Below are 11,173 nucleotides of genomic sequence, written 5' to 3' on the forward strand. Positions count from 1 at the left end.
AGCCCCATACAAAAACGGAGACATACCGTGACCACCCGCGCCATCACCACAGCGATTCTGATTTCTCTGTCGGCGACTGCAGGTCTCGCCGATGATGACTGCGACGTTCCCATGGTCGACTGGCAGCCGAGGCAGGCTGTCCGCGCCATGATCGAGGAACGCGGCTGGAAACTGCATCGCATCAAGATCCATGACGGTTGCTACGAAGCCTATGTGACGGACGCCGCCGGCAAGCGGTTCGAGGTGATCGTCGATCCGGCCACTCTCGCCATCACCGGCTTTGAAACCGACCGCAGACACCGGTGAGCGGACGTCGAAAGCTGACGGCAAGCTGAAGCGAATTTCTCCGATCCGTCAGCGAACGCTCAGCCAGGACCGCCATCTGTAAGCCATACGAAACCACAGGAGTTGTGAGCATGAAGCCCTTACGCAGTTTGCTTGTCGCCGCCGTCGCTGTCGGCGGAATATCGATCGCTTATGCCGCCGGAGCGGCATCGTTTCCCCAAAAATTCGTCAGCGGAATCGAGGCCGCCGGATGGGATCATTCTTTTCGCAAAGCTGACTATGACGACGACGAGTACGAAGGTCATCACCATGTGCGAGGCGAACACGAGCGCCATCATGAGGACGACGACGATGACGATGACTGGAGCTATCGCCGGAACGGCCTGGCGCCGGCAGGCAGCACGACGCCTCCTGACAACGGCCTGATTCTCAAGGGCACCGCGCCAAAGGTGCAGGTGAACTGATACCGCCCTCCACGTTCGAAAGAGAAACCCGATGAAATCGCTTCTAGCTATTCTAACGGTGACCACGGCGCTCAGCGTCGTGGCGCCAGCCATCGCCGGTGAGGTCACGCTGACCACCAATCTGCGCAACTATGGCGGCCCCGGCGCCTATCTTGCCTATTATGTCACGAACGCCAGCGGCAATTATCTCGGTAGCCTGTGGATGGCGGGCGGCAAGGCCCGATACTACGAGCACCTGACGGGTTGGTATCGCGCCTCCGGCGGTAATTTGGGCGAAATCGCCGGCATCACCGGTGCCAGTGTCGGCTCCGGGCGAACATTGACGGTCACGCTCGATCTGGCCGACGCCCTTTTCGACGCGGGATATGAACTGCATATCGACGCCGCCGTAGAGGACTATCGCGATAGTCCAAACGAAATCGTCGTCCCGCTGACGTCCGACGGCTCCGGCCAGCCTGTTCAGGGCAGCCGCTACATCGCCGATTTCACCTACACACGCTGATCCGGAGAGGTTCCGTCATGATCCGGTCGCTTCACCGTTGGCCAGGGCTGATCGCCGCGCTGCTTCTGTGCGTCATCGCGTTGAGCGGAACGGCGCTATCGATATTCCCCGCTCTTGAAGCCGCTCGGTCCCCAACGTCCGCCGGCATCAGCGTGGCGGAGCTGGCGTCGCGCGTTCAGGCAATGGAGCCGACGGTGGAGCAGATCCGCCGTGCCCCGACCGGCCGGATAACCGCTTATTATTACGATGGCGATCAGCCGGCCGCCGCGGTCATCGATCCGGCGACCGGCGGGGCGATCGGCAACGCGGATACGCCGGCATTGCAACGCTGGCTGACCAGTTTTCATCGGTCGCTGTTTCTCAATGATGCTGGCCGTATCATGACAGCGACCGCCGCCGGGGCCATGCTCGCCCTTTGCCTGTCGGGTCTCGTGCTTCTCGCGCGCCGCGCTGGCGGATGGCGATACCTCTTCTCTCCCGCGCGGGGCAGCGGCCATGGCAAGCTGCACGCCTCTATCGCAAGGCTTTCGGTTTTCGGCCTTGGCCTGTCGTCGATCACTGCCCTGTGGATGACCGCAGCGACATTCGGTCTGATTCCGGAAGGCGCCGGCGCTCCCCCTTTCCCTTCTGATGTCAGTGGTCAGACCGGCGTCAATCCGGCCGCAATCGCGGTGCTTGAGCAGACCCCGGTGGACAGACTGCGCTCGCTGACTTTCCCGCTCGTGGGCGACAAGACCGACGTCTTCACCCTGAAGACCAGCGACGGCGAAGGCTATATCGATCAGGGCACCGGCCAGATGCTCGCCTGGGCCGACGCCGGCGCGTGGGAGCGCGTCACGGATTTCATTGCCATGCTTCATACCGGCCAGGGCGCCGCCCTGCTTGGACTTCTTCTCGGCGTGTCGGCGCTCGGCGTTCCCTTCCTGAGCTGGACTGGACTGCGTCTCTGGCTGACCGGTCGAAAGAGGGGGCGGGTTGGGCATTCGGTTCCGGTCGGAGAAGCCGATACGATCGTGCTGGTCGGCAGCGAGGGTGGCAGCACCTGGGGCTTCGCCGACACGCTCTGCGGTGCGCTGAACGAGCGCGGGCTTCGGGTTCATGTCGGCCCAATGTCGGCCTTCACGCCGGAGCGCTGGCCGCAAGCGCAGCGCATTCTCCTGCTTGCCGCAACCTACGGTGACGGCGAAGCGCCCGCATCGGCTGGAAATTTCATCGGGAAACTCGCCGCCTTGCCCGAGGCTCCAAAGGCACCGTTCGCCGTTCTCGGCTTCGGCGACCGCAGCTTCCCCTCCTTCTGCGGATACGCGGAGCAAATCATCCAGGCAGCGGAGGCGAAAGGCTGGCGGGAACTGCTGCCGATGGAAACGGTCGATCGCCAGTCGCCGCAGGATTTCGCCCGCTGGGGGCGCGACCTCGCGGCTGTGCTTGGCCTGGAGTTCGAACTCAACCATCAGCCGACCCCGCCAAAATCGCGCGCACTGACCCTCGTATCGCGACGCGACTATGGCGCCGACGTCCAGGCCCCGACGGCCATTCTGCGCTTCGCGCTGCCAACAGGGACGTTCTGGCAGCGGCTGACGAGACGCACATTCCCGGGTTTCGAGGCCGGTGACATCCTCGGCATCCTGCCAGAGGGATCCGATCTTCCTCGCTTCTATTCGCTGGCGTCTGGCAGGCGCGACGGCTTCGTCGAGATCTGCGTCCGGCGTCATCCCGGAGGATTGTGCTCGGGTCAACTGACGACCCTGGAGCCCGGGCAGTCAGTCCAGGCCTTCCTGCGTCGAAATCCGACCTTCCGGCCGGCCCGCGGAAAGGCGCCCGTCTTGCTGATCGGTGCGGGGACCGGAATCGGTCCGCTCGCTGGCTTTGCCCGCGCCAACCGCACCAAGCGCCCCATGCATCTTTATTTCGGCACGCGCCATCCGCAAAGCGATGCTCTCTACGCCGAGGAACTGGCGGATTGGCAGCAAAACGGGCGCCTCGCCTCCGTGACGACCGCGTTCTCGCGAGGTGAAAGACCGACCTATGTGCAGGACGCGCTTCGCAGTGATGCGGCGCGCATCGCCCGACTCGTTTCGGCTGGCGCCCAAATTCTGGTCTGTGGGGGACGGGACATGGCGGCCGGGGTATCGGCTGCGCTGGCTGACATCCTCGCGCCTCAGGGGCTCACTCTGGCAACGCTCAAGGCGGAGGGCCGATATGCCGAAGACGTTTACTGATATGGCGCGCCACGCGCTAAACGGTCCGACGATGGGGACGCGCTGGTCGGCGCTTTTCCATGCGCCTGCCGATTTCGACCCCGAGCCGCTGCGCTACGCCATGGCCGCGGCGGTCGACGAGGTGGACCGCCAAATGTCGGTCTGGAAGCCGGACAGCGACATCAACCGCCTGAGTGCTGCACCGCCGGACACGTGGGTCGACCTGCCGCCGGCATTGATGGAGGTGCTCGAGGCCGGACTTTCCATCGGTCGGGCGACGGATGGCGCATTCGATATAGGCATGGGCGATGCGGTAAGCGCATGGGGCTTCGGCCCGACGAACGCCGACCCCGGCCGGATCCGCGCCGCGCGGGAACGCTGCCGTCTGCCGGCGCATGACGTGTTGGAACTGGACTGCCAACGCAGCCGCGCCCGCAAGCACGCGCCGATGCAATTCGACCTGAACGGCATCGCGAAGGGCCACGGTGTAGATCGATTGACCGAGACCGCCCGAGCCTTTGGTGTCGATGGCGTCCTGCTCGCAATCGATGGCGAACTGCGCGCCATTGGCAATCAGCCGAATGGTTCGCCCTGGGTCATTGCGATCGAAGCGCCGGACCCCGAGAGGCGCGCGGCGCATTCCGTCCTCGAATTGACAGATATGGCGGTCGCCACCTCCGGTGATTATCGCCATTGGGTGCAGTTCGGTGAACGTCGTCTGTCGCACACGATGGATCCGCAGCGGGGCATGCCGCTTGCCAATTCCCCCGCATCCGTCACCGTTCTTGCCGGGACCTGCATCAACGCGGACGCCTGGGCCACGGCGATGATGGTTTTGGGTGAGGAAAAAGGGCGGAAAGTCGCGGAGGCGATCGGCCTGTCCGTGTTATATCTTCGACACGACCGACCGGGCGGTGTCGGCACTGGCTGTTTCCAGGAGGTTGACGAACGCGTTAGCAGTGATGGCCGCTCATTGCAGATGACAGGTGAAGGATTTGGAAGCCGTCAGCGAGATTGATCTCAAAGAGCTGCCTTGATGAGACAGCGCAACTCCACCTCGCAATTTCGCATTGATGGAATCGCCCGCCTCGGTTATCAAGGCCGGGCTTTGGCTCCATGCCGCAAGCACCCGTAGCTCAGCTGGATAGAGCGCTGCCCTCCGAAGGCAGAGGTCACAGGTTCGAATCCTGTCGGGTGCGCCATTTTGTTTTCACCAGCACAAAAAGCACCTAAGACCTTGAAAGGTAAGGTAAGATTTGCCGTTCTAAATCCCTCATCTCGCCGGTATTTCAACCTCTGCCCGAATACGAGCTTTAGGACTGTCTTCTTGTCCTCCAAACGGTCGGAAATCCAAAGATTCCAAGGGTTTGCGAGAAATCCAAGAGCCGTTCTAAGTGTATCATCGAAACTGCTGACGGGACGCGGGCCATTCGCAATGCGTTCCTGTAGCAGGAGTTTCTCAGTTTCGAGCGCACGGATTTTTTCCTCATAGGCTTTTACGACTGCCTGGACATCGGTTTCGCAGATACGATTTACGAGTTGAGCGATTTTCGCCTCCACCTTGGAGAGCTGTTGAGTAGCCGCGTGGCCATGTTCCTTGGCCTGGTTTGCCTTACGCGCCCAGAGATCCTCGAACATCTTGCGGGCGATCCGGAAGAGTGGCGCGCTGGGAGTTACGGTTTGCAGAAGCTCTTCAAATTCACCTTCTATGCGATCACGGCGGATAGACTTGCCGTAGCTATCACAGCCCTTCTTCGGACAGAGGTAGTAGGGGTGGCGACTATGCGATCCTTTGGACCAGCAAGCGGTCAGCGGCGTGCCACAGTCGCCGCACTCGACATAGCCGCGAAGCGGGAAATCGTCGGAGACGTTCTTTCGTCTCGGCGCGTAAGCGTTCCCTTCTAGCTTATCCTGTACGCGCTGAAATGTTGCGAAACTTACAAGTGGCTCATGCTTTGCCGGGCGCAGTGGCTCATTCCATTTCTTGACCTCTATATACCCGGCGTAGATCGGGTTGCGCATGAGGATGCTGACCCGTTGGTTTCGGAGGCTTCCCCTGCGATCTTTTGGGAAGAGGGGGTTTTCGGTGAGGAAGCGCCCCACATCCGCCTGCGTTTCAAAGCGTCCGGAGGCGTAGCCTTCAAGCGCTTCGGCAATGATTGATGCCGCCGGTTCGTCGCGAACCAGCACTTTGCCGCCAACACCGGGAACCTTGTCAAACCGGTAGCCGGTCGGGGCTTGGAACGGCCAGTATCCGTTCAGAAACCGCGCATGCATGCGGTTCTTTGTTTGCTCTGCGTTTTTCCGCCGTTGGTGGTTGGCCATTTCAATCGTGATGCTTTCAAACAGTTCTGAATCAGCATCATCCCCGAAGCGCATGTTTGGCGACATAAGCCGTGCGCCAGTTTTCATGATCTGCGTCCGAAGCTTCCAATGGGCGTCGCGACCGCGCGCAAGCCGCGAAACATCATCCACGATGACCGTGAGGCTTTCCTGGCGATGCTTGCGCAGGAAGGCAAGCATCGCGGTCATACCCGGACGGGTATCCTTCGAACCGCTAATGTCGTCTTTGAAGACCTCGACGACGTCCAGCCCGTTCCCATTCGCGAATACACGGCATCGCGTTTCTTGCGAATTGAGGCCGTCCCCTCGCGTCATCTGCTTTGTATCAGACACGCGGCAATAGATGACGGCCAATCCGACGAGGGGGGCGGAATCGATCATGTAGCGCGCTCCTTTCCGTTCGCGTTGAACGTTGTCTTGATGGTCGTAGTATCTTTGGATTCTACCGCATCCGAATCCTCGTCTGGAACGAAAAGCTGCAAGATATCCACCTCGAAGCCGAGTTGAACGAATGACCACATGATCGACCAAAGGGTTTCGAGCAGTTCAGCCTCTTGCTCTTTCGTCAGCTCCAGACCTGAAAGATCGTCGGCGTAGTCGGTAAGGTCGAGCGGCGGCGAATAAGTCTCGCTCTGGGCAGGGTTACGGGCTGGCCGGGGGAGAGTTTCATTGCTGTTGCGCGTCATTGCGCCTCCTTTCTCGCCAACCAGCGATAAGCCAGTATAACGAAGGTGAATTGCCCGAATCAAGGAATATATTCCTTTAATTGTCGGGGTATTACATAAAGGCAAACATGAGAAAGAGGACGCGGTTTGCCAACGCTCCCGCCACCGATATTATAAAGCAAAAAGAAGTTGAGCGGCAGAAAGATAAGTAAAAACAGATGCTTATAAATTGATAAAGAAAAAGGTCGCGGCAGTGAAGAAGGTACGTTCAATACTGATGGCAAGCTCCAAGCTCTCCGACAGACGTATCAGGTCGATCATCCGGTGTTACGTGAACCGCAAATTGGCACTGGAGGCCGCGCGGGAGTGCGGAGTCAGCTATGTCACAGCCCATCAGATATATGGCTATATCCGTAGACGTATGTGCGAGATCGGCCTTTATCCAAGCTATGAAGAGTTCATCCGGTTCGCATTAGAAGGGGAGGAAGAGGGGCCTTATTTCGACTGGTCTGGTTTTGAAGCATATCTGGAAGCAGGCCTTGGGAAACATCGCGGTATAAGTGCAGGCAACCGCGCCGACTACCTCGCGGAACAAATTTTCTATTACGAAAACCGATTTACGCCGGGGCAACATTATCAACTCGTAATGCTAACTATAGAGATGGCGGGTCCGTTGAACCGCCCTGTTCGTGAGTTCGATGCCGATTGCTATCTTCAGGAACTGATCCGGATTGAATTGTCTAAGGTAGCAGATCGGCCGAACAAACATCGTCTAACCAAGGATCAAGCTACACGGTACAGGGCCATGACCAGTTTGCTAGATGTGTGGATGGACAAGACTGAAGATCTTCTTCGTTCGGCCTTCATGAAATCAAATCCTCGAAAGGGAAATCGACGTTAGAAACTTTGTTGTGATGTCTAAACTCGCAACCCGGATCTGATCAAAATCATACAACTTCTTTCACACTTAGCGCCATTCCCAGATCGCGCGCATATCAGCCCGCAAACGACAAGCGGTGAGGGGTAATCAACTCGGAGTTCATCCCCACGGATTTCGGGATCGATCGGAGAAGCGGCAAGGTGATCACCGTGCCGCTTCTTCTGTTCCGGATGCTTACTTGCAGGCGACAACAGCGGCGGTGGTCAGCTTGGAGCGGTATTTGACGCTCTGGTAGGGCTGTTTCTGCCATGCATCCGCGAAATGTTCGGCAAAGCAGCCGCAATCGAGCGAAGCCTGACCCATCGGCTTGAGGTCGCGTTCGCAGATGCGGTTCTCGACAGCGGCAACCCGCTCACGATCGACGCATTCGGTTTTGCCGGAGCGCGTCTCCTGCGTGAGGAAATCGCCAAGCGCTTCATCTGTTTCTTCCTGCCCCGACGCCACGAACTTGGCGGCGATGCAGCTATAATCGAAAAACGCACCCCACTTGCCGCGTTCTTCAAAGTGTTCGGTGATCCGCGTGATGGTGTCGTCCGCGTTGGCACAAGCGGCAGGCAGCGCAGCAACGAATGCAAGCGCGCAGGCGAACAGTGCTGTGTGGTGTTTCATGAGAGTTCTCCGGATTGATGTGGTTGGAATCAATAGGGCGGCCACTGGCCGCCCCGCAGGTGCCGGTGTTCGGGCGTCTATTTCTTCTTGCCGCCTGCCGCCGCGATGGCGCTGTTCATCCATGCCGGGTTGGACGAACTGACCTTTGGCGGGTTCGATCCGTTGCGGACCTGATTCTGGACGCCGCTATATGTCGGTTTGCTGGACATGCACTTCTCCTGTGTTTTGCCCGTCCGCTTTCATTCGGACGAGCGGCTGCGTGTGCCGGAATGCTCCGGCTATGAAGCTTTGCCTTTGGGAAGAACGAGATTGATGAGGCCGAACAGGCCCAGAAAGATGGCAAAGCCATTCCAGAGATAGATGAGCGGCCACTTGACGCCGTTTTCCTTGCACCATGCGAAGGTGTTCGCGCGGTCCATGCACCTTGCGATGATATCCTCGACCAGATTGCTACTGGTGATGTACATCGCCACGCCGACGCCGATGCCGAGCGCGGCCCAGAAAAAGGAGCCGCGCGGCAACTCTGTCCGGGGCGGGGAGTGTGTGTGAGCGGCGGTCCGATCATCATCGGCGCGTAATCGGCTGGCGAGCGCTTCATGTTCCTCTGTCGTGATCTCGCCTTTGGCCAGCCGTTCATCCAATATGTCTCGCGGCGATCCCATTTGCGTTCCCCTTGATGCGTGCTTGTCGGTCAGGCGTCGGTCAGTTGAGTGTCGAGCCTGTTGATGGCCCGGCGCAGCGTCCAGGGATGAACGCCGTAGAAGGCCGCGACGCTGGCGGTTGTTGCGTGCTTGCCGGCCAGCTTTTTCCTGGCGGTCTTGATCTGGGCGGCGGTCATCTTGGGTGGCCTTCCCAGCCGAACGCCGCGCCCGCGCGCCGCGGCAAGCCCTTCACGCGTGCGCTGGGAAAGGAGCCTGCGCTCGAATTCGGCAAGGCCGCTGACAAAGGTGTAGAGCAGCATGCCATACGGCGTGGCTGTATCGATGGAGAGGTTCGCGATCTGGATTTCGATCCCGCGCTCACGTAGGCGATCGAGTTCGACGAGGGCGTCTTTTGCCGAGCGGAAAGCGCGGTCGAGATCCCAGATAACGAAGAAGTCGCCCGGTTGGAGCCCAGCGATAACGGACTCGTATACCGCCCGCCTTTTGCTTGTGGCGGAAATCTTTTCGATGTGCAGTTCATCGCAGATATGCCTCAGCCCGTCGATCTGCCGGTCGGGCCGTTGCTCCGCTGTTGAAACGCGCAAATAACCGATCCGCCTGGCACTCATCGCAGGTCCGCCTCCTTACCGGCGTCCCCATAACGGCCACGATAATGACCCTTTTCGCGGCGGCCGATCCGGGCAGAGGAAAGGGTTGGCAATGACGCAACGGAAGGCGGAAAACAGGAGCCTAGCAAGAATGAAATAAAAGAAAGCCTCACGCCTTGATTTGACCACAAAAAGGGTCGTTTACGCGAAATCTATATTGCACTTATCCCGATCTAAACGCTGATCGGCACAACAGCCGAAATCTATCGCACGACGGATTCACAGCACGGTGCCACCGCGATAACCTGCCTCCATCAGGACGGGAGGCACCCATGGCGCCGGTCACGGCTATCTCTGCTCACGACTTTCTGTACGGCGACCGCCACAAGAAGTTCTACCCCGACATAAAGATCTATCTCGGCGGGACGCTGGGCCCGCTGCCTGCCTTCATTGCACTGCTCGAGCAGGGCAAGAGCGCCAAGGAAATCTGCGAGGAACTGAAGCTCGCATATCGCGGCGATGTCTGGTTCGCCACGCTGCTTGTGTACTTCCATATCCGTGACGGGCTGGTGGAGCTGCCCAACCTGTCCGTCGATATTCCTCCCGAGCTGGCCGACCAGATGGACGAATATGAACGCATCTGGCAGCGCCGCCATATCCCGCCGGATTTTGTAACGCGGCATTGATATTCCGCCGGTTTCCGGCCGCTTTTCATCGAAGACATTCCTGACACGCAGCGAACCGTTCTGCGGGCTGTGATCGCAACCTTTCGCTCACAATAAACCGCGCCAGTAGCGGCCTTCTTCGGGGCTGTCCTGGCAGTCCGTTCATCCCTTGCAACGGCATGCGCCGTCTTTTCGCTTCGCCCGCCCCTTCGGGGTGCAAGGGCTGATCCTGCCTGCCTCTCCGGACGCCATCAGGCCGCAGGTGGCGCGGTCTCAAAGGCGAAAGGAGATCATCATGTCAGCCAAACAGAAATTCGACGTTCATCAGGAAATCACCAACCGCATCGTGGATGCCATCGAAACCGCCGGAGAATTCCAGCTTCCCTGGATCAAGAGCAAAGGCGGCAGTTTTGCCCGGCCCGTCAATATCGCATCGAAGAAGCCCTATAACGGCGTGAACATCGTCAGCCTCTGGGTATCCGCGCAGGCCAATGAGTACCCATCCAACCTCTGGGGCACATATCGCCAGTGGCAGGAACGCGGCTGCCAGGTGCGCAAGGGCGAGAAGTCTTCGCTGATCGTCTTCTACAAGACCATCGACTTCGAACAAGAGAACGAGCATACCGGCGAGACCGAGCAGGGCGAACGGATGTTTGCTCGCGCAAGCTGGGTCTTCAATGCCGCGCAGGTTGATGGCTTCGAGATCGAAACCGAAGAGCTTCCCGATGCACCCACTTTTGATCCGATCGAACGCGCCGAACGTTTTGCGACCGCGACCGGTGCTCGTATAGAAGAGGGCGGCGACGAGGCCTGCTACATCCCGGCTACCGACATGATCCGCATCCCGGAGCGCCGGCGCTTCGCCGGCACCGATACAACCGGCGCTGCCGAGGCTTTCTATTCCACGCTCTGCCACGAACTCGTGCACTGGTCGGGCGTCACCAAGCGTCTTGACCGCGATATGACCGGCCGTTTCGGTAGCGAAGCCTACGCGATGGAAGAACTCGTCGCCGAACTCGGTGCAGCCTTCCTGTGCGGTGATCTCGGAATCACCCCGCAGCCGCGCGAGGATCATGCCTGCTACATCCGGAACTGGCTGACCGTCCTGAAAGGCGACAAGAAGGCAATCTTCACCGCCGCGTCGAAAGCCTCCGAAGCCGCAAACTGGCTGATCGCTAGGGTCAAAACCCAATCAGCCTGTTGAGTGAACGACGCAAATCAGATTCAGAGCTTCTGGAAGTCCGTCTGGAGGT

At 59.4% G+C, this 11,173-nt stretch carries 13 protein-coding genes, 1 tRNA gene and 1 pseudogene; 9 read left to right on the top strand and 6 right to left on the bottom strand.

The features are described from left to right. Positions 1-27 precede the first annotated feature (27 nt). The 6 genes from LC343_RS19750 (at position 28) to LC343_RS19775 (ending at position 4,651) form a co-directional block, all read left to right on the top strand. Positions 28-306 (top strand): PepSY domain-containing protein, encoded by a 279-nt coding sequence (locus LC343_RS19750; RefSeq protein WP_223478892.1) that lies wholly within the window; start codon positions 28-30, stop codon positions 304-306. Between the two features lie 110 nt (positions 307-416). Next, positions 417-749, top strand: a complete 333-nt coding sequence (locus LC343_RS19755; protein WP_223478893.1) for a hypothetical protein — start codon at positions 417-419, stop codon at positions 747-749. 31 nt (positions 750-780) lie between these two features. Continuing rightward, a complete protein-coding gene (locus LC343_RS19760) occupies positions 781-1,251 on the top strand; it encodes a DUF2271 domain-containing protein (RefSeq protein ID WP_223478894.1) in 471 nt (156 codons plus the stop codon). Positions 1,252-1,268: 17 nt separating this feature from the next. After that, positions 1,269-3,470: a PepSY domain-containing protein gene (locus LC343_RS19765; protein WP_223478895.1), complete on the top strand. Its 2,202-nt coding sequence runs from the start codon at positions 1,269-1,271 to the stop codon at positions 3,468-3,470. Continuing rightward, on the top strand, positions 3,451-4,467 hold the full coding sequence (locus tag LC343_RS19770; protein ID WP_223478896.1) for an FAD:protein FMN transferase: 1,017 nt from the start codon (positions 3,451-3,453) through the stop codon (positions 4,465-4,467). Before LC343_RS19765 ends, LC343_RS19770 begins: the two co-directional genes overlap by 20 nt. Before the next feature lie 107 nt (positions 4,468-4,574). Beyond that, a tRNA-Arg gene (locus LC343_RS19775) sits at positions 4,575-4,651 on the top strand. A 493-nt stretch (positions 4,652-5,144) separates the two neighbouring features. On the opposite strand, the pseudogene LC343_RS25390 reads toward LC343_RS19775, so the two are convergent. Both LC343_RS25390 and LC343_RS19785 read right to left on the bottom strand, forming a co-directional pair. Continuing rightward, positions 5,145-6,173: pseudogene (locus LC343_RS25390) on the bottom strand (recombinase family protein); the annotation flags it as partial. Beyond that, the gene (locus LC343_RS19785; RefSeq protein ID WP_223478897.1) at positions 6,170-6,478 is read right to left on the bottom strand and encodes a hypothetical protein; all 309 of its coding nucleotides are present in this window, start codon (positions 6,476-6,478) and stop codon (positions 6,170-6,172) included. The pseudogene LC343_RS25390 and the gene LC343_RS19785, both read right to left, overlap by 4 nt. Positions 6,479-6,686: 208 nt before the next feature. Between LC343_RS19785 and LC343_RS19790 the strand changes: the two genes are divergently transcribed. Next, positions 6,687-7,358 (top strand): hypothetical protein, encoded by a 672-nt coding sequence (locus LC343_RS19790; protein WP_223478898.1) that lies wholly within the window; start codon positions 6,687-6,689, stop codon positions 7,356-7,358. Positions 7,359-7,571: 213 nt separating this feature from the next. Here LC343_RS19790 and LC343_RS19795 read toward each other — a convergent pair whose 3' ends face one another. From LC343_RS19795 to LC343_RS19805, 4 genes are all read right to left on the bottom strand, one after another. Next, the gene (locus LC343_RS19795; RefSeq protein ID WP_223478899.1) at positions 7,572-8,006 is read right to left on the bottom strand and encodes a hypothetical protein; all 435 of its coding nucleotides are present in this window, start codon (positions 8,004-8,006) and stop codon (positions 7,572-7,574) included. A 77-nt stretch (positions 8,007-8,083) separates the two neighbouring features. Next, a complete protein-coding gene (locus LC343_RS25150) occupies positions 8,084-8,215 on the bottom strand; it encodes a hypothetical protein (protein ID WP_274385013.1) in 132 nt (43 codons plus the stop codon). Positions 8,216-8,284: 69 nt separating this feature from the next. Beyond that, positions 8,285-8,647, bottom strand: coding sequence for a hypothetical protein (locus LC343_RS19800; RefSeq protein ID WP_223478900.1), 363 nt, complete (start codon positions 8,645-8,647; stop codon positions 8,285-8,287). 50 nt (positions 8,648-8,697) lie between these two features. Continuing rightward, a complete protein-coding gene (locus LC343_RS19805; protein WP_223478901.1) occupies positions 8,698-9,276 on the bottom strand; it encodes a recombinase family protein in 579 nt (192 codons plus the stop codon). A 311-nt stretch (positions 9,277-9,587) separates the two neighbouring features. Between LC343_RS19805 and LC343_RS19810 the strand changes: the two genes are divergently transcribed. Together LC343_RS19810 and LC343_RS19815 are read left to right on the top strand one after the other, a co-directional pair. Continuing rightward, entirely contained in the window at positions 9,588-9,941 is a 354-nt protein-coding gene (locus tag LC343_RS19810) for a hypothetical protein (RefSeq protein ID WP_223478902.1), read from the top strand. A gap of 274 nt (positions 9,942-10,215) precedes the next feature. After that, positions 10,216-11,124 (top strand): ArdC family protein, encoded by a 909-nt coding sequence (locus LC343_RS19815; RefSeq protein ID WP_223478903.1) that lies wholly within the window; start codon positions 10,216-10,218, stop codon positions 11,122-11,124. Positions 11,125-11,173: the final 49 nt, after the last annotated feature.

The organism is Oricola indica (assembly GCF_019966595.1).
GTDB classification, from domain to species: Bacteria; Pseudomonadota; Alphaproteobacteria; order Rhizobiales; family Rhizobiaceae; genus Oricola; species Oricola indica.

Bases quoted from the DNA above. Each gene is read 5' to 3' on its own strand.
- LC343_RS19755 (WP_223478893.1), top strand. From the start codon at position 417: ATGAAGCCCTTACGCAGTTTGCTTGTCGCCGCCGTCGCTGTCGGCGGA.
- LC343_RS19760 (WP_223478894.1), top strand. From the start codon at position 781: ATGAAATCGCTTCTAGCTATTCTAACGGTGACCACGGCGCTCAGCGTC.
- LC343_RS19765 (WP_223478895.1), top strand. From the start codon at position 1,269: ATGATCCGGTCGCTTCACCGTTGGCCAGGGCTGATCGCCGCGCTGCTT.
- LC343_RS19770 (WP_223478896.1), top strand. From the start codon at position 3,451: ATGCCGAAGACGTTTACTGATATGGCGCGCCACGCGCTAAACGGTCCG.
- LC343_RS19785 (WP_223478897.1), bottom strand. From the start codon at position 6,478: ATGACGCGCAACAGCAATGAAACTCTCCCCCGGCCAGCCCGTAACCCT.
- LC343_RS19795 (WP_223478899.1), bottom strand. From the start codon at position 8,006: ATGAAACACCACACAGCACTGTTCGCCTGCGCGCTTGCATTCGTTGCT.
- LC343_RS25150 (WP_274385013.1), bottom strand. From the start codon at position 8,215: ATGTCCAGCAAACCGACATATAGCGGCGTCCAGAATCAGGTCCGCAAC.
- LC343_RS19805 (WP_223478901.1), bottom strand. From the start codon at position 9,276: ATGAGTGCCAGGCGGATCGGTTATTTGCGCGTTTCAACAGCGGAGCAA.
- LC343_RS19810 (WP_223478902.1), top strand. From the start codon at position 9,588: ATGGCGCCGGTCACGGCTATCTCTGCTCACGACTTTCTGTACGGCGAC.
- LC343_RS19815 (WP_223478903.1), top strand. From the start codon at position 10,216: ATGTCAGCCAAACAGAAATTCGACGTTCATCAGGAAATCACCAACCGC.